This window comes from Bacteroides sp. CAG:189 (assembly GCF_000432295.1).
GTDB classification, from domain to species: Bacteria; Bacteroidota; Bacteroidia; order Bacteroidales; family Bacteroidaceae; genus Bacteroides; species Bacteroides salyersiae.
On the sequence record NZ_HF991126.1, the window covers coordinates 121,512 to 140,297 of the forward strand.

At 40.4% G+C, this 18,786-nt stretch carries 16 protein-coding genes and 1 pseudogene; 3 read left to right on the top strand and 14 right to left on the bottom strand.

What is annotated here, in order from left to right:
* The 11 genes and pseudogenes from QVP90_RS19645 to gap all read right to left on the bottom strand — a co-directional run.
* Window positions 1–418, bottom strand: a pseudogene (locus QVP90_RS19645) (SusD/RagB family nutrient-binding outer membrane lipoprotein); the annotation flags it as partial.
* Window positions 419–526: 108 nt separating this feature from the next.
* Complete coding sequence (locus tag QVP90_RS19650; protein ID WP_264380781.1) at window positions 527–4,042, bottom strand: SusC/RagA family TonB-linked outer membrane protein; 3,516 nt, start codon at window positions 4,040–4,042, stop codon at window positions 527–529.
* Between the two features lie 205 nt (window positions 4,043–4,247).
* Entirely contained in the window at window positions 4,248–5,183 is a 936-nt protein-coding gene (locus tag QVP90_RS19655) for a FecR family protein (protein ID WP_005925243.1), read from the bottom strand.
* A gap of 90 nt (window positions 5,184–5,273) precedes the next feature.
* Window positions 5,274–5,837 (bottom strand): RNA polymerase sigma-70 factor, encoded by a 564-nt coding sequence (locus QVP90_RS19660; protein ID WP_005925241.1) that lies wholly within the window; start codon window positions 5,835–5,837, stop codon window positions 5,274–5,276.
* A gap of 274 nt (window positions 5,838–6,111) precedes the next feature.
* Entirely contained in the window at window positions 6,112–6,900 is a 789-nt protein-coding gene (locus QVP90_RS19665) for a histidinol-phosphatase (protein ID WP_021937386.1), read from the bottom strand.
* Window positions 6,897–7,430 carry a 5-formyltetrahydrofolate cyclo-ligase gene (locus QVP90_RS19670; protein ID WP_025819104.1) on the bottom strand — a complete coding sequence of 178 codons (534 nt, stop codon included), beginning with the start codon at window positions 7,428–7,430 and terminating at the stop codon, window positions 6,897–6,899. The genes QVP90_RS19665 and QVP90_RS19670 overlap by 4 nt, the downstream gene beginning before the upstream one ends.
* On the bottom strand, window positions 7,342–9,087 hold the full coding sequence (locus QVP90_RS19675; protein WP_005925235.1) for a S41 family peptidase: 1,746 nt from the start codon (window positions 9,085–9,087) through the stop codon (window positions 7,342–7,344). Before QVP90_RS19675 ends, QVP90_RS19670 begins: the two co-directional genes overlap by 89 nt.
* Before the next feature lie 61 nt (window positions 9,088–9,148).
* Entirely contained in the window at window positions 9,149–9,568 is a 420-nt protein-coding gene (locus tag QVP90_RS19680; RefSeq protein WP_005925233.1) for a dCMP deaminase family protein, read from the bottom strand.
* A 12-nt stretch (window positions 9,569–9,580) separates the two neighbouring features.
* Window positions 9,581–10,099: a DUF4847 family protein gene (locus tag QVP90_RS19685; protein WP_005925231.1), complete on the bottom strand. Its 519-nt coding sequence runs from the start codon at window positions 10,097–10,099 to the stop codon at window positions 9,581–9,583.
* A 16-nt stretch (window positions 10,100–10,115) separates the two neighbouring features.
* Window positions 10,116–12,176 (bottom strand): M3 family metallopeptidase, encoded by a 2,061-nt coding sequence (locus tag QVP90_RS19690; RefSeq protein ID WP_085930780.1) that lies wholly within the window; start codon window positions 12,174–12,176, stop codon window positions 10,116–10,118.
* 220 nt (window positions 12,177–12,396) lie between these two features.
* On the bottom strand, window positions 12,397–13,398 hold the full coding sequence (gene gap / locus QVP90_RS19695) for a type I glyceraldehyde-3-phosphate dehydrogenase (RefSeq protein ID WP_005925227.1): 1,002 nt from the start codon (window positions 13,396–13,398) through the stop codon (window positions 12,397–12,399).
* Window positions 13,399–13,540: 142 nt separating this feature from the next.
* Between gap and mscL the strand changes: the two genes are divergently transcribed.
* On the top strand, window positions 13,541–13,984 hold the full coding sequence (gene mscL, locus QVP90_RS19700) for a large-conductance mechanosensitive channel protein MscL (protein WP_005925225.1): 444 nt from the start codon (window positions 13,541–13,543) through the stop codon (window positions 13,982–13,984).
* Between the two features lie 16 nt (window positions 13,985–14,000).
* Here the strand turns inward: mscL and QVP90_RS19705 are convergent, their stop codons facing one another.
* Window positions 14,001–14,750, bottom strand: a complete 750-nt coding sequence (locus tag QVP90_RS19705) for a DUF5039 family protein (RefSeq protein ID WP_224203889.1) — start codon at window positions 14,748–14,750, stop codon at window positions 14,001–14,003.
* Window positions 14,751–14,872: 122 nt separating this feature from the next.
* Between QVP90_RS19705 and guaA the strand changes: the two genes are divergently transcribed.
* Entirely contained in the window at window positions 14,873–16,396 is a 1,524-nt protein-coding gene (gene guaA, locus QVP90_RS19710; protein WP_005925221.1) for a glutamine-hydrolyzing GMP synthase, read from the top strand.
* 93 nt (window positions 16,397–16,489) lie between these two features.
* Here guaA and QVP90_RS19715 read toward each other — a convergent pair whose 3' ends face one another.
* A complete protein-coding gene (locus QVP90_RS19715) occupies window positions 16,490–17,137 on the bottom strand; it encodes a porin family protein (protein ID WP_021937387.1) in 648 nt (215 codons plus the stop codon).
* 62 nt (window positions 17,138–17,199) lie between these two features.
* Window positions 17,200–17,886: a Crp/Fnr family transcriptional regulator gene (locus QVP90_RS19720; RefSeq protein WP_021937388.1), complete on the bottom strand. Its 687-nt coding sequence runs from the start codon at window positions 17,884–17,886 to the stop codon at window positions 17,200–17,202.
* Window positions 17,887–18,115: 229 nt separating this feature from the next.
* On the opposite strand from QVP90_RS19720, the gene QVP90_RS19725 reads away from it, so the two are divergent.
* Window positions 18,116–18,721, top strand: a complete 606-nt coding sequence (locus tag QVP90_RS19725; protein WP_005925215.1) for a MarC family protein — start codon at window positions 18,116–18,118, stop codon at window positions 18,719–18,721.
* Window positions 18,722–18,786: the final 65 nt, after the last annotated feature.

Below are 18,786 nucleotides of genomic sequence, written 5' to 3' on the forward strand. Positions count from 1 at the left end.
CTTCCTTCAATACTTTATAATCCGATAATGGCATTGGACCGTGTACGTTGGTGTATTGTAAAGCGACATCCGAGAACAGGATGGAAGCAAATGCGCCGAGAGGGGCTATCTGTAATGTGTCGGCAGAGCGCATAACCGGTACCGTTTGTTGAGCTACCCATTGAAGATTGGCATCGGGACCACTGGCGAAATCACTGTAAAAGGCCAGACTTGATGTTAGACGTCCATCAAAACTATGTGGTGATGACATATATCCCACAGGATCGTCTCCTATGAACGAATACTGATATTGATATTTATGCTCTCTGGAGTCAATGACTCGGAGTTGTGCTGTCCGTAGGAAGCCCACTGCAATGTCGGGGCTGGTCAGGAATCCTTCATCTGATCCTGTACCGTCATCGGGTTTGATACTGTTCACATCGCCTTCAAATTCTAATGCGGATTCATAACACGAGCCCAGAGCAACGGACAAAGAAAGAATAGCGCCTACTAAAAAAATATTTTTAATTTTCATAGCTGTATACAATTAAAATGTTGCTTTAAGATTCAAACCAAAACTGCGAGTAGTAGGTAAAGAGAATGCTTCAATACCTCCATAACTGTTGGCTGTAGAGACCGATACATCCGGATCTACGGGAGATTTCTTTAACAGAAAGAATAAGTTTCGGGCTACAAACGATGCGCTTAAATGATTTCCGGTTCCGAAAACATTGCGGAAAGTATAACCGATGGATGCTTCGCGTAAGCGGAAATTAGTTGCCGAATATGTATATTCACTCAATGCCGGTTGTCCTAACCCTGTTTTTTTGTAATATCCTTCGACAGAAGTGACTTCACCGTCCGGCATAACTATTCCAGGTACGGGTAACATTACATCTACACCGCCTACTGCTGATCTCTGCTGGTAGGTTATACCTTTTAAACGCGCTTCTCCACTTCGTTCTGACAGACCGTATGCATCAAGTAGCGCTTCTGTATAGGATATAACATTACCGCCTACTTTACCATCAATTAGGAAGAAGAGCGAGATGTTTTTATAGCTAAATGTATTACTCCATCCAAGATGATGAGGAGAGTTTGCGTTTCCTAAATAACAGTTGTAATCGTTTGTCAACTTAGGAATGCCCTGACTGTCCGTCTTTATTTTGCCATCTGCTCCGTACAGGAATGTTTTGCCGTATAACTCTCCATAGGGTTTCCCTACTTCGTAACGTAATTTCAGACCACCATTGAAAACCGGATCTTGTTCTATCATTTCATTTTTATTCTCTCCATACGTTTCCAGTATCTTATTTTTGTTGAAAGAATAGTTGAATGCAGTACGCCAGGTAAACTTGTGATCTGGTGATGAATAATTATAAGCCAATGTGGTTTCGATACCACGGTTTCTAATCAATCCGGAATTTAGCGGTAGGGTTCCACCTGTCGCTGCAGGTTTAGGCAACCACTGATTCAGCATCTTAGAATTATAGAATGTAAAGTCGAATTCAATCATGTTTCTGAATAAACGAAGGTCAATTCCGGCTTCCGTTGAACGCACTGTTTCCGGCTTTGGATTACGGAATGTACGATATTGAGACGCTTCTATCGTACCTGAGCTGATGTTCTGCTTTATTGCTCCATAAACAACGTTCGGAATGGAGTTACCTACCTCACTGTATGAGACGCGTAATTTAGAGTGATTCAGCATTTCGCTATCGATTTTGAATATTTTGTTTAATATCGCATTACCACCTATACTATAATAAGTGTAGTGGTCGGGAGCATCAAACATTTCGAATTGCGTGTATACACGTGACCAGTCTGTACGAAAAGATGCATCGAGATAAACCATTTCTTTATATCCTAATGAAACGGTTCCATATACAGAGTTAGTCCAATTCTGATCCTTTGATTTTGTTACAGGAAGACTGGTTCCGTCTTTTTTATTGGTTATAACATTGGATGGGTCGAATACGTTAGGGATACTTGTGGAGTCTTTCATCCAATAATTCCAACCTACATCGTTGATGTCCTCTTTTTCTGTTGAACCTCCAAAGTTGGCTGATATATCTAAATTATTCACCCGCTTATTATATGAAATCAAGAAGTCGGCATACATCATATCAACATTGTTTCTGGAATATTCGTAGATTGAGTTATAGAAGGTTTTGGCTTTTGTACCTTGATAGGTTTTTGTTTCATTGGTATCTCTGATACGGTCTGCTCTGAAACGTGCCTGAGCGCTCAGCCCTTCGAGGATGTTGACTTTTAATCCTAAAGTTCCGTAAAGTCGTTCACGAATCGAATTTTTTTGTAATCTGTTTGTATACCAATAAGGGGAGTTACGATTCTCTTCGTTAATCCACGGCCATTGCTGGATGGGGCCTTGGGCATCTGCTTTGGGATATATGATGTTGTTGTTTTCATCATAAATGCCCTGTATGTAATACAATTGTCCGTGTACTTCGGAATTATCCTTGAAGTAGGAAATATCGGCATTACGGGGGAGTAAATATAGATCATACAATGGATTGCCATAAATACCCGATCCTGGTCTATTTTTAGATTCCTGGTACACATAACTGACGGATAAATTGATCTCTACACGGTCTTTGAAAAGTGTCATTCCCTGTCTAAAGGTCAAATTGTGCCGATTGAATTTATTGTTCGGAATCATGCCTTTCGAAGTCGTATTTCCGTATGAAATGTAATTGTTTACCTTTTCTGACCCGAAAGAGGCGGAAATAGAGTTATTGAAGTTAGTACCTGTTTCTAAGAAACTGCTGACATTGTCTACGGCGTAGTTTCGTGCATAAGGGATTTCTGCCAGCGTTGCTTCCGATAAACGGCCGATGCGTTTTCCCCATGAGTAGTTGCCTAAACGTCTTTTAGCCGTCACTTGGTTCGGATTTAGCGAGGTGTCATCGTAACTTTCTACATCTGCTCCGAAATAATTCTGGAATTTGGGTGTCACTAAAGGGGTTTCGAAAAGCGTGCTACTCGATACGCTGATGCTTGCTTTTCCCTCTTTTCCCTTCTTGGTGGTGATCATAAGCACACCGTTAGCAGCTGCACTACCATACAGTGCGGCAGCATTTGCTCCTTTCAGTACTGTGATGTTTTCTATATCATCTGGATTGATATTTGACAAAATATCTCCACCATCAGTTGTGTTGCCGCCAGACAATAACGCATCTGTTATTTGAGTAGAAGCAGGACTGGCCATAGGTACACCATCCATTACTATTAGCGGAGCATTTTCTCCCAAAACAGAGGCGTTGCCGCGAAGCAGTAATTTTGATGAACCACCGGCTCCGGTTGAATTAGGGGTAATGATCAAACCGGCAGTTTTACCTTGTAGCGCATTGATAAAGTTAGCGTCTTTGGCTCTTGTCAACTCGTCTCCTCCTACTTTTTGAGTGGCATACGTCAAAGACTCTGCTTTCTTTTCGATACCTAAGGCAGTAACAACAACTTCTCCTAATACTTTGGAGTCTTCTTCCATCGTTACGTTAATGACGGTTTTGTTTCCGATTGGTAGAACTACTTGTCGGTATCCTATATAAGAGAATTGTATTTCCCCTTTTCCTTCGGATACTTTTAAGGAGTAGTTTCCGTCGATGTCGGAAATGGTTCCTTGTGTGCTTCCTTTCAATACGACATTGACTCCTATCAAAGGCTCTCCGGATGTGTCGATAATTCTACCTGTAATGATGGTTTCTTTGGACTCTTGCAGAAGATGATCTCTGTCTGTTTGCAACTTGTTTTGCGAAAGAATAATATAGGAACCTTCTGTGGAGTAATTTATATCAGTTCCTTTTAATAATTGATTTAGAACGCTATGTACAGGAGCGTCTTTTACTTTTATCGATACTTTTTTGTTCGTATTGATACTGGAGTTGATAATGAAAAGATAGTCGGTCTGATTTTCTATTTCATTAATAACCGCTTCCAGAGGGGTATTAATCTCAGACAATGTCACACGGGCATTTTGAGAATGCATTTCCTTGGCATTTAGGCTGAGAATTGAAACAAAGGCTAACAAGAGTGTAATTCTCATAATCTTAAAAAGATGATTGGTTTGTAATTTTTGAGGGTGTAATCCACCACACAAAGATTTTTTATTCATATCTTTGCTATGTTTAATATAGTTATTAGATCAATTGTATTATTCAGAGTGTCGATGCGGGCAAGGCATTGGCACTCTCTTTTTTACTCCTGGTTTGGAGTTTTTTTCTTTATTCTATTATTCCATAGGCCATATCTTATTTAATATAAATTATTTGATTTTCTTCATTTCTTTCAAATGTAAACTTGACGTCTTTTTGCAATACCCTTAAAGCATAAGAGATGCCGTCTGATTGACGGAATTTTCCAGTGTAACGGGAATTTATAACTTTTTGGTTTTCAATTTTTATAGTTACTCCATAACAAGTTTCAAATTTGCTCATGATGTTTACGAAAGTTTCATCTTTGAAACAGATAAGACCTTCTTTCCATCGATATACATTATAATCTTCTATAGGAGTAACCTTTAAGTCGCCATGGTCTAATACGACCATTTCATCCGGTTTTATAAGGCGTTCTTTGGTTCCGGATGTTACCTTTACGGAACCTTCCATTAGAGAAGTCACAAAAGAATTATTGTCAGCATAGGCTTCCAAATTGAATTTTGTGCCTAAGACTTCCACATTTCCTTTTGCTGTTTCTACTATAAAAGGTTTTTGTGCGTTATGAGCTACTTCAAAATAAGCTTCTCCATTCAATTGGACGGTACGGTTTTTTCCTGAGAATGAGGCCGGATATTGGATCGTTGAACGTGAATTAAGCCAAATTACTGTTCCGTCTGAAAGCTCAAGATTAATTCTTTGTCCGGCGGGAACCGTTATTTTTTGCATAGCTAATAGTTCTTCTTTGGGGGTATATCTGTCGTATGCATATGCTCCTATCAGAGTCATTGCAATTACAGCAGCAATTTTCATTACTTCTTTTATCCAATAGTTACCGATAAAAATATTCTTCTTTTGATAAGAGCGGATCTTATCCTCATCAGCTAATAAGATCATCGCATCAAATAATTGCCGTTCTTCCAGAAAGAGTTTCCGGTTTTCCGGTGATGCTTCCATCCAGTTTCTTATTTGGATTTCTTCCTGCATGGAAGTTTTTCCTTGAAAAAAGTTATATAATAGTTCTTTATTCATAATCAATAATTAAAAATGCATACGCCTTTTTTATCTTCTTATTTGTTAAGCAGATAAAAAAGATATATCCCTAGTGGAAAATTGATTTTTTTAATAAAAAAATAAGTATAGAAATACAGGGAGATAGTCTTTTAAGCTTATTCTCAGTTCTTTAAGTGCTTTACTAATATGAAATTCAACACCTTTAGTCGTAATGTCCAGTTTTGCTGCAATTTCTTTATGAGACATATTTTTCATACGGCTCATTATGAAGATTTCTCGGGTACGTGCTGGCAGTTTGGCTAAGGTACGGTTAACGATCTCCATCGCTTCTGCATTGAAAAGTTCGTTGGGGTTACATGCTTCAAGAGTTGCAATACGGGTACTGAGCTCCCATTCGGCATGAGACTGAATGTTTTCTTCAATATCTTTATGTATTTGTTGCTGTTGGAGGTGGTTTAGGCATTTATGCTTTATAACAGTGAGCACATAGGCAGGTATATTGGTGTTTTCATCTAACCGCTGTCGATTTTCCCAATAATAAACCAATGAATCTATGACAATATCTTCTGCAACTGCCGTATTCCGTACATAGGTCTGCGCGAAACGGGTAAATCGCCCTTTGTAGTCGGTAAACAGTTGATTAAAAGTTATTGGTTCAGGAGTATTGCTCATTATGCTGCTATTATTTAATACAAAGATAGCAAAATTGCCAATGTAAGATAAATAATCTTAAGTTTTTTTTCAGCTATGTGTTTTATAAATCCTTTTAATGGCGGGTTTTACTGTGAGGCTGATATAACTTAATGTAAGAATATATATATTTACAGTGTAAAAGTGTATACTTTTACGCTATAAAGATATATACTTTTGCTGTGTAATAGTATATACTTTTATATGCCTTGATTTTCAGTGAAATAGGAAAAAATAAATATCCCGTTTTATGATATCAGTATTTTAAGAATTCTATCCGGTCGATTGTCTTTATTTTGAGTTCTTTTAGTGTTTCATATGCTTGGTCATAATATCCGGAATATTCTAATGCTTTAGTGTCGTGGGCGTCTACTCCAATAATGGCAGTACATCCCTCGTTGGCTGCAATATGCCAGAATTCGGGATGGGGGTAGGTCAACTCGCCAAAAGCCTGATTATAATCCATCATACCTATATTATATTCTAACGGGATGTTTAATCGCGCTGCCGTGCGGCAGATATGGCGGCTCACCAGTTTACAATGCCGGTCGAATTCCGGGTAAGAGCGCATAAAGAGATCCGGATGGGCAAAATAGGCAAATAATCCACTTTCCATTCCTTCAATGGAACTTTCTTCATAAAGGTCGAGCATGTCTTGTGTGGTAGTGCCATGTCCGAAATAGGGAAACTTCTCATCTGTATGGAAATGATGATTACCGAAAATGATATAATCCAGTTTGTACTCATGAACCAACTCTTTCAACCAATGAATATATTCGGGGAAATACTCACATTCCAAGCCTAATTTTATGCTGATACGGTCTTTGTACTTTTCTTGTAATGTGCGGATGCTTTGTACGTATTCGGGAAATTCTTCGGGAGTCATGCGGATACCGGATAGATAGCCGGTTCGATATTTCCATGGAGTATGATCGGAAAAACCGAGTTCTTGATAGCCGCCTTTGATGGCGCTTAAAACATAATCTTCGTCACTCCCTGTCGCATGGTGGCAGCGGGTGGTGTGGGTGTGATAATTAGTTTTCATTTTGTTATAATTGTATTCATGCAGATGTCGAACGGTTCGGCAGGCACCTCTTCGATCAACTGAAACGGGAAACATATTCCGATCTTGACTGCCGGAATGTAGGGGAGGAGTTTATCATAATAACCTTTGCCTCTTCCTAAGCGATGGCCATCCTTGTCAAAAGCCATTCCCGGAATAACGGCCAGATCGATGGCTTTATAATCGGTAAATACCTTTCCGGTAGGTTCGGCAATTCCATAGGCGCCGATAGCTAAATCCTGAGGACCGGTATAGAGCCGCAGTTCCAGTTCCTCTCCGACGACGACAGGTAAAATAATGGTCTTTTTTTTACTCCATTTCTCAATGAAGGAGTGGGTTTGCACCTCGTCCTTCAATGAGTGATAAAGTAATAGCGTAGTTGCCGCCTCGAAAGCCGGATGCTTTTCGAGGTTGGCAAGTATATCAGCAGAAAGATCTTTCAGCGTAGAGTCGCAATACCGGGTTTTCTCCTGTGCTATCCACTTTCGCAGTTTTCTTTTCCTTTCTTTCATTTTTATTTTGGGTTTCCGGTTCTTCGGTAATAACCGGTGCTTTGGGGAAAGCTTCTCCTTTTTCAAGTAATTCCAGCCCTTTCTTTACGGTAGGGTCTGTCTGGTTGGAGTATTTGATGTAAGCCTCTTTCCCTAACATGTTATAGACGATATTTCCGAGAATGTTTTTCTCCAGCAATTTGTATGATTTCTGGATCAGGATATTTCTTCTCTTTACCCCTTTGGTTTCTGCGTAGCGGATGAATTTTTCGACTAATCCTTGCTGACGAAGATAATTTACCAATGCCTCTTCCGTATCGTATTGACTCATCTTTTCGCGATTATTATCCGTATATTGGAAAGTGAATTGAATGGTCAGCCCTTTGTTTAATACTGTCGACAGGTAGGAGGTTACTCCGGTAGTATCTTGCGGAACAAATACGTCGGGCATAATGCCGCCGCCACCGTATACCGGGCGACCAAGGCCTGTGGAGTAACGTTGTGATTCATCGAGCTTGATACTGTCTTTAGAGAAGAACTCTCCATGCGTATAACGATTGTACAGATCCATTTCATAATTACGGTCTTTTCCGTTCTCATAGGGGCGTTGTATGCAGCGTCCGGAGGGGGTGTAGTAGCGGGCAATCGTCAGACGGATGGCAGAACCGTCACTGAAATCGATCGGCTGCTGCACTAATCCTTTACCGAATGACCGGCGACCTACGATGGTACCCCGATCGTTGTCTTGTATGGCACCTGAGAAAATTTCGCTGGCGGAAGCCGACCCTTCATCTACAAGGACGATTAGCGGAATGTCCTGACAGCTTCCTGTCCCGTTGGCAACTTCGTCTAAACGTTTGTATTTACGTCCTTGGGCGTAAACGATTAATTTTCCTTGTGGCAGGAACTCGTTTACCATACGGGTTGCGGCATCCATATAGCCACCGGTATTTCCACGCAGGTCAATGATGAGTCCTTTGCATTTTTGATGATTCAGTTGTGCGAGGGCATTCAAGAGTTCTACATGGGTAGTACGTCCGAATTTACTGATCTGGATATATCCGAAATCGTCATTCAGCATGTATGCGGCGTCTATCGTATTTTGAGGAATATCGCCACGGGTGATGGTGAAGTTCAGCAATTCCTTTTCCGTAGCACGTTTGATGCCTAATTTTACCTGACTTCCTTTCGGACCTTTTAATTTTTTCATGGCACGTTCGTTCGTAACCTGTTTTCCGACAAACAGGCTGTCGTCTACAGTGACGATACGGTCGCCCGGCATTAAGCCCACTTTCTCGGAAGGACCACCGGAAACGATTGCGTTAACATGGATGGTGTCGTTTTGTATCGTGAACTGAATGCCGATACCACTGAAACTGCCTTCCAGTTCGGAATTAACCTCTTCCAGGTTCTGCGCCGGGATATAGGTAGAGTGCGGATCGAGTTCTGCCAGAATCTGGGGCATTGCTTTCTCTACGAGATCTGTCATGTTTACCGTATCTACATACTGATCATCGACAATACGTAATAAGGCGTTTAGTTTGTTGGATGAGCCATTGATAATACCCAGGCGGTTGCCCGCAAAATGCTTGGCATAGAATGTACCGATAAGGATTCCTATTACTACGCTGATAGCAATGATGACAGGGGTAAAACGGGAAGAGTTTTTTGTACTCATGAGTTTATTTACGATTTAATCATTTACAATTTATAATTTAGCTGTGCCGGAGGATTACTGATTATTCTTCACCGACATATACTACATCGATACCGGCCCGTCTCAGTAGTTCGATACCGTCTTCCAGGCGATACTTTTCGGAATAAACCACTCGCTTGATACCGGCCTGAATGATTAATTTGGCACATTCTATGCAGGGAGAAGCGGTGACATACATGGTAGCACCGTCGCTGCTGTTGTTAGAGCGTGCTATTTTGGTTATGGCGTTTGCTTCTGCATGGAGCACGTATGGCTTTGTGACATTGTTTTCGTCTTCACAAATGTTCTCGAAACCGGAAGGGGTTCCATTGTAACCGTCAGAAATAATCATTTTGTCCTTCACGATAAGGGCACCGACTTTACGTCGCTGACAATATGAATTTTCTGCCCAAATGCTGGCCATGCGTATATAACGCTTGTCTAATTCTGATTGTTTATTCATTGTCGTATTGTTTTATCTTTCGGGTGTGAATGCAATGCAGAGTGTCTCTTTTTCATATTCGAAATAGAGGTATAGATTTCTTTCATCCCCTTCATAAGAGGTCGCATTTTCGAGTCCTTCAACAATGTGTTTGGCCAGTGTATCTTTAGAGTCACCGTAAGAAGGTTGGTTTTTGATACCTGTTATCCTGAACTCGTTGCTTTTGCCGTCCGCTTGCCAAGTGCCAGTGAAAGTCACAGAACCGCTTCCACTGAATTCTCCGCGAATAATGTTGTCTTCCGTACTTCCGGTAAAAGCTATTTTGAATGCTTTTGTACCGTTTATCGGGTCGTAAGATTTGTATATGGCTTCACTGACATCTGTAAATTTATACCAGCTATGTTCATTCTTTTTGGTGATGTATGTCATTTTCCACGTTTTTCCCGTGAATATTTTTTGTACATCGTCCGTATCATTGCATCCGCTCAGAAAGGGGATGACAAGTGTTAGGCAGAATAATAATGCGATATATTTCACTGTATCTCTTCTCATTTGACTTATTTCATCTTTAGTTTTTAATACCGTTTCTGATCAGCAATGCATCAATGGTCGGCTCCTGCCCACGGAAACGTTTATAAAGTGTCATCGGATGTTCGGTACCTCCTTTGGAAAGAATGTTCTGGCGGAAAGAGCCGGCTACGTCACGATTGAATATTCCTTTTTGTTTGAATAATGAAAATGCATCGGCATCCAATACTTCCGCCCACTTATAACTATAATATCCCGCAGAGTATCCTCCGGAGAAAATATGTGAAAACTGAGTGCTCATGCAAGCATCTTTTACAACCGGCAGTATTTGTGCCTTTGCCCATGCTTTCTGTTCGTATTCTTTAACATCTCCTTCAAATGGGGTATGACGGGTGTACCAAGCCATATCCAGTAAACCGAAGCTTACCTGTCGCAAACAGGCATAGGCTGCATTGAAATTTGCTGCATCCACCATGCGTTTCATTAATTCTTCCGGTAGGTTTTCGCCTGTCTGGTAATGTCTGGCAAATGTATTCAGAAAATCCTTTTCAATGGCAAAGTTTTCCATGATTTGTGAGGGTAACTCCACGAAGTCCCAGTATACGTTGGTACCGCTCAGGCTTTCATAAGTGGAATTGGCAAACATGCCGTGCAGGCTATGGCCAAATTCATGTAGAAATGTTTCTACTTCGTTGAAAGTCAGCAGTGCGGGTTTATTCTCAGTCGGCTTCGTAAAGTTCATTACCACAGAAACGTGCGGACGGCTGTTTTCACCTGTTTCACTATCGATCCACTGGCCTTTGTATTCCGTCATCCATGCTCCTGCACGTTTTCCCTCGCGCGGATGAAAATCGGTGTAAAGTACTGCTAAAAACTGACCGTCTTTATCAAATACTTCGTAAGCATCCACATCTTTATGATATACCGGAATATCGGTATTCTTATTGAAAGTGATGCCGTATAAGCGTGTTGCCAGCCCGAACACTCCTTCTTTCACCTTTTCCAGTTCAAAGTAGGGACGAAGCATTTCTTCATTGATATTGAACTTTTGATCTTTCAGTTTATTGGAGTAGTAACTCCAATCCCATGGCATAACCGTGAAATCGGCTCCTTGTTCCCGGTGTGCAAGTTCCTGTACCTCTTTATATTCGTTTTGCGCAGTAGGAGTGTATGCTTCCAATAATTGGTTCAGCAGGTTGTAGACAGCTTCGCTGTTTTGTGCCATTCGTTTTTCTAATGTATATTGCGCAAAGTTGTCATATCCTAATAATTGTGCAATGCTCATTCGGGTGTTGGCTATTTTTCTGACAATATCTATGTTGTTGTATTCATTGTCATGCGTACACTTTGTGTTGTAAGCCAAGTAGAGCTCTTTGCGTAGGTCACGGTTGCCGGCATATGTCATGAAAGGGATATAGCTGGGAGCTTGCAGTGTAAATACCCAGCCTGTCAGTCCTTTCTCTTTGGCAGTTTCGGCAGCTGCTTCTACGGCGCTTTCCGGCAATCCGGCAAGTTGTGCCTTGTCAGTCAGTATCAACTGATAATTGTTGGTCTCTTTTAGGTTGTTTTCGCTAAATTCCAGTGTCAGGCTGCTCAGTTCTTTGGTTAGACGGCGATATTCCTCTTTTGCTTCCCCTTTCAGATTGGCTCCTTGGCGAATGAAGCCATCATAAACGTTTTCGAGCAGTTTCATCTGCTCCGCCGTGAGGTTTAATTGTTCTTTCCGGTCATAGACCGTTTTTATGCGCTCAAACAGCTTTTCGTTCAGACTGATATCATTATCGTGTTCGCTTAAAAGCGGCATCATTTTCTGAGCCAATATTTGCAGATCATCATTGGTCTCTGCGCTGCGCAAGTTGCTGAATACGGTGACGACACGGTTTAATAAGTCTCCTGATTTTTCATAAGCCAATAGAGTGTTGTCGAAAGTAGGTACTTCCGGGTTATCGGTGATGGCATTTATTTCCGCGATGTGTTGGCGTATACCTTCACGGATGGCGGGTTCATAATGTTCTGTTTTTATTTTATCGAATGGGACAGTTCCATGCGGGGTGTTATACTTTTCGAAAAAAGGATTTTGAGCGTCTATCATATTAGTAATTATGCAAATTAAAACGAATGTGACATTTAATCTTCTCATGTGAATCTGATAAGAATAAGCCGACTAATGGCTTATGAACTACAAAATTACTAAAATAGTAGATACTTAGGATAGGAATGGTTCCCTTTTTAACAAAGTATTGATTTTATTTCGCTTCCGGATAAAAAAAAGCTGCTCCGGTCTCCCGAAGCAGCTTCTTGAAAAATCATATTGTAAATGATTATTTTTTAGCGATAACGCGAGCCATTTCACAAACTTTGTTTGAATAACCCCATTCGTTGTCATACCAAGAAACAACTTTAGCGAAGTTAGAATCCAAAGAAATACCGGCTTTAGCATCGTAGATTGAAGTATTAGCGCAACCACGGAAGTCAGTTGAAACAACTGCATCTTCAGTGTAACCCAAAATACCTTTCAATTCGCCTTCAGAAGCTTCTTTCATAGCAGCGTTGATTTCTGCCATTGTAGCCGGTTTTTCCAAAACAACTGTCAAGTCAACTACAGAAACGTCAGAAGTCGGAACACGGAATGCCATACCAGTCAGTTTACCGTTCAATACCGGCAATACTTTACCTACGGCTTTAGCAGCACCTGTTGAAGAAGGGATGATGTTTTCAAGGATACCACGACCACCTCTCCAGTCTTTCTTAGAAGGACCGTCTACTGTTTTCTGAGTTGCAGTAGCAGCGTGAACTGTAGTCATCAAACCTTTAACGATACCGAACTTGTCGTTCAATACTTTAGCGATAGGAGCCAAGCAGTTAGTAGTACAAGAAGCGTTAGAGATGATGTCCTGACCTGCGTAAGTGTCGCTGTTAACGCCATATACGAACATAGGAGTAGCATCCTTAGAAGGAGCAGACATGATTACTTTCTTTGCACCAGCCTGGATATGTTTGCGAGCTGTTTCGTCTGTCAGGAAGAAACCAGTTGATTCAACAACAACGTCAGCGTCAACTTCGTTCCATTTCAAATTAGCAGGATCCATCTCTGCAGTCAGACGGATTTTATTACCGTTTACAATCAAAGCGCCGTCTTCTACAGCAACTTCACCATCAAAACGACCGTGTACTGAGTCATACTTCAGCATATATGCCAAGTAGTCAGCATCCAACAAGTCATTGATACCTACGATCTGAATATCGTTACCAAAGTTTTTTACTGCAGCACGGAACACCATACGTCCGATACGGCCGAAACCGTTAATACCTACTTTAATCATTTTGTTTAAACTTTTAAGGGTTTTTATTATATTGTCCAAATATATTTCGAACTTGCATTTGTTTTATCTTTATAAATGCGGTGCAAAAGTAAGAAAATGTTTTTATATTCGCACATTAAATTAATATTAAATATAAAAAAAGATGGGAAAGAGTACTTTTTTACAGGACTTTAAGGCTTTTGCCATGAAGGGAAATGTAATCGATATGGCTGTCGGTGTTATCATTGGCGGCGCGTTTGGTAAAATAGTATCATCGGTGGTTGCCGATGTGATAATGCCTCCTCTCGGTCTATTGGTGGGCGGAGTGAACTTTACGGATTTGAAATGGGTGATGAAGCCGGCCGAAGTGGTGGATGGAAAAGAAATCGCTGCCGTAACCTTGAATTATGGTAACTTCTTGCAGGCTACTTTTGATTTCTTGATCATTGCCTTTTCCATATTCTTATTTATACGTTTGCTGACAAAACTGACCACAAAGAAAGAGGCTGCTGCGCCTGCAACCCCTCCCGCACCACCGGCTCCGACGAAAGAAGAAGTGCTGTTGACCGAGATACGTGACCTGCTGAAAGAACAAAATAAGAAATGAGTATAAACCGAAACGGTTACTCCGGAATGCTGACTTTATATTTCAGTTGTTGGTATTTCCGGATGGTTTCTTGTTGCAAGTCTTTTAGTAATCTGATTTCTACAGACAGTTGTCTAAGTGCAGAGTCTGATGACAGAATATTTTCCCGGTCGCCGTAATCAATGAATCGGGTAGACATGACTTGTTGTTGGGCTTTGCATTCATTGAGTGCATAACGCACTGTTTCAATACGATATTGTCTGAGAGTTTTTTGTTCTTTGTTCCGTAAATTTTTGTATGTCTCATTGTCACTCCAACGGCGTGAGTAATAATTGCTTAGAGCGGCACTGGCTTGTTTGCGTGCTTCTTCGTTGACGCTCTCTTTGAGTGAGGTATATAATCTGGTATATTCTTTATCTGAATTCAGGAGTTCTTGCAGTTCCTTTTTAGCATTTTCGTAAGTGTCTTCTAACACTTTCAAATCTTCCGGCTTTCTTTCAAAAGTCAGAATCTTCAGATAGTCATCTTTGGTAATATTAATGTGTTTGTTGGTTTTATCACAATAATTCAGGTATCTTTCAGTAAGTAACCAACTGAACTCCAATTCTTTTTTTTGTAAATCGGCACTGATGTTGTTCAACGATTCTTCTAATTGTTGCATTTGCTTTTCAGAAGTGATACATTTTGCAGGTATTGTTCCTTTCTTGGTTTCCTGAGCAGAAAGCGGGAAGAGTTCGGAACATCCGATACAGGCTGTAAACAATAGTATAATGGTGGAGTTCTTCATGGTATTAGTACTTTTTGTGGCTTGTTTTATCTGCAAAAATAGAAATTCTTACTATTTGTTCAAGTAGATTGCATAGTTTTTTATACTTTTGCAGATAATTTATTCAAAATCCAACCATTTATATGCAGGAAAAAATAATAATCCTTGATTTCGGGTCGCAGACTACGCAGCTTATCGGTCGTCGTGTACGCGAGCTGGATACGTATTGTGAAATTGTTCCCTACAACAAATTTCCCAAAGGAGATGAAAGTGTAAAAGGTGTGATTCTTTCCGGAAGTCCTTTCTCGGTATATGATGAAAGCGCGTTCAAGGTAGATTTGAGCGAGATACGGGGTAAATATCCTATTTTGGGTATTTGCTACGGTGCGCAGTTTATGGCCTATACCAATGGCGGGAAAGTAGAACCGGCTGGTACGCGTGAGTATGGCCGTGCACATCTGACTTCTTTCTGTAAGGACAATGTTTTGTTCAAAGGTGTGAAAGAAAATACTCAGGTGTGGATGAGCCATGGAGATACGATTACGGCTATTCCTTCAAACTTCAAGAAGATCGCTTCTACCGACAAAGTGGAAATTGCTGCCTATCAGATTGAGGGTGAACAGGTGTGGGGCGTGCAGTTCCATCCGGAGGTATACCACAGTGAAGACGGTACGCAGATTCTGAAAAATTTCGTAGTGGATGTTTGCGGTTGCAAACAGGACTGGTCTCCGGCTTCGTTCATCGAAAGTACGGTTGCCGAGCTGAAGGCACAGTTGGGTGATGACAAGGTTGTGTTGGGTTTGAGCGGCGGAGTGGATTCTTCGGTAGCTGCTGTTTTGCTGAATAAGGCGATCGGTAAGAATCTGACTTGTATCTTTGTGGATCACGGTATGCTTCGTAAAAACGAGTTCAAGAATGTGATGCACGATTATGAGTGTCTCGGTTTGAATGTAATCGGTGTGGATGCCAGTGCTAAGTTTTTTGCGGAATTGGAAGGTATTACCGAGCCGGAACGTAAACGCAAGATAATAGGTAAAGGTTTTATCGATGTATTTGATGCGGAAGCTCATAAATTGAAAGATGTGAAATGGTTGGCACAAGGAACTATTTATCCCGATTGCATCGAGTCGTTGTCTATCACGGGTACGGTGATCAAGAGTCATCACAATGTAGGCGGATTGCCCGAAAAGATGCATCTTAAACTGTGCGAACCGCTTCGCTTGTTGTTTAAGGATGAAGTTCGCCGTGTAGGTCGTGAGTTGGGGATGCCCGAACATTTGATTACGCGTCATCCGTTCCCGGGTCCAGGATTGGCAGTACGTATTTTGGGGGATATTACTCCGGAAAAAGTACGTATCCTGCAAGATGCCGATGATATTTTTATTCAGGGATTGAGAGATTGGGGATTGTATGACCAGGTATGGCAGGCAGGTGTAATCTTGCTGCCGGTTCAGTCTGTGGGTGTGATGGGAGATGAGCGTACTTATGAAAGAGCTGTTGCTTTGCGTGCCGTGACATCTACCGATGCGATGACTGCCGATTGGGCACATTTACCTTACGACTTTTTGGGTAAAGTTTCCAACGATATAATAAATAAGGTAAAAGGGGTGAATCGTGTAACCTATGATATCAGTTCCAAACCGCCTGCAACTATTGAGTGGGAATAAGAAAACTTTTGATTATCAATATAATCTCTCTTCAGAGCATGAAAAATCAGCTGTTTGCAAAAGTGAATAGCTGATTTTTTTGTATAACTGATTTTATTTTTTGGATGGTAACTTAAATATTTTATATCCTATGGCGAACAGAAAGTTTCTGCTTGTTCTGGACGACATGTTATCTTTGTCTATTGAGGTAAGCCCGTTGCTGTATCTGGCAGATAACATGATTCCATTTTTGAAATCATATCCTATACCTCCGGTTAATGAAAGACTGATACGATGATAGCCAGGATAATACCCTTTGCTATTCTGACCTTCATTGACAACTTCTTCTCCTTCTTTTACTGCAATCTTTCTATTTAAACACAAGTCTAACTGGGGGCCTATACTGATATTAAAATTCTGACCGATGAAGAATTTGAATAATGCAGGAATTTCAATGAAATTGTATTTGAAATTTATTCTTATCTTTTTGGAAATATCATTAGGGAAGGTTGTGTAGTCGATGCTCCATTTATAGCCTTTTTGTGCATAATTTATTTCGGGTTGAAAATCGATGATGTTATTTATTCTGTAATTCATAAAAACACCAAGATGTAATCCGCAGAGATAAGGCGAATTATCTGTCAGTTCCTTAATTTCTGAAAAGGTAGAGTAATTTAATCCCGTGTGAACTCCAAAACAGGTTTGTGCTTTTATTATGAAAGACAGGCTTGTCAGTGCAACAAGCAGAATGATTTTTTTCATATTGTATTTATTTAAAGAATGCGATTGTCGTTTTGTCGTGTCGGCTTTATTGGAAACCGCCTTTATTTCTGTCTTTCTTCATTCCACATGGCAAGCTTTGCAACATCCGGGATAATGATTTCTTTCCGGTGCAGTTTCAACAGTTCCTGTTCTTGCAAGGTGTTTAGAGTTCTGGATACATTTAACCGTGCATCATCGACACAACGGGCGAAATCGTCCATCTTGATTTTCATAATCTTTTCACCTATCGGTTTTTCCGTATGGGTAAGTATGAACCGGATAATTTTATCTTCAATATCCACAGGTGCTTTTTCCCATAAGCGGGCGTGCATGTTTTGTGCCCGATTACTGATAATATTCATGTAATTAAGGCGGAATATATCATATTTGAGCAGATTGGAAAGAACAAAAGATTTGCTGATACTTATGGAATGTGCTTCTGTACGGGCTACATAAGAAGATACATAACTCAGATTCATACCGAATAAAGCATGTGGCTCAATGACATAAGGAGCTTCTACATGTTCTATAAAAGTAAGAAATCCATCTTTCGAAGTGGTTTGCAAGGATATTTCCCCTTTTAGTAAAAAGATTAATTTATCACACGGAGTTCCGCTTTTTACAATCACATCTCCGGCTTTATGCTTAGTGAAATGCAGTTTTACTTTCTCCAGTATATTTGTAAAATCTTCATGGCAAAGCCCTTGGAATAAAGGCAATTGCAGCAAAGTGTCAAACATCGTCTCCATATAGTGTAATCTTCTAAATTTGAGACAAATGTAACTATAATCAAAGCTTGCTGTAACCATTCCGGTGCTCTTTTTGTTTTTTTTATTATTTCTTAATTGAACGTACTGAGAAACTGTTTTGATTTTATAGGATTTCTTTTTTTGAATCAAAACTGTTTCTGATTCAAGAAAAGAAATATTGCGAAATGCATAAAAATAGATTATCTTTGCAAAAAAGAAAGGAGGAAATATGTTTGCAGATTTTAATTTTCAACAGATGATCAGTGCGTTTATCGTATTGTTTGCTGTAATCGATATTATAGGCTCTATTCCAATCATAATCAATTTGAAGGAGAAAGGAAAAGATGTAAACGCAATGAAGGCAACCGTAATTTCATTCGTTCTGCTGATCGGATTCTTTTATGCCGGCGATATGATGTTGAAGCTTTTTCATGTAGATATCGAGTCTTTTGCTGTGGCCGGTGCTTTCGTCATATTCCTGATGTCTTTGGAGATGATTCTCGATGTCGAAATATTCAAGAATCAGGGACCCATTAAAGAAGCTACATTGGTGCCGCTTGTCTTTCCGCTTTTGGCCGGTGCCGGTGCTTTTACTACTCTGTTGTCATTGCGTGCGGAATATGCCAGTGTTAATATCATCATAGCCTTGGTGCTGAATATGATTTGGGTGTATTTTGTGGTGAGTATGACAGGGCGGGTAGAGCGTTTTCTTGGAAAAGGCGGTATTTATATCATTCGTAAGTTTTTCGGGATTATTTTGTTAGCTATTTCCGTAAAGCTGTTTATGAGTAATATAACCTTGATGGTAGAGGCGTTGCAGAAGCATTTGCCATAAAAAGGAATCTTTCCGAAGAATCTTTCGTTTTAGAAAACAGAGTCTTGTTTAAGAGGAAAATAGAA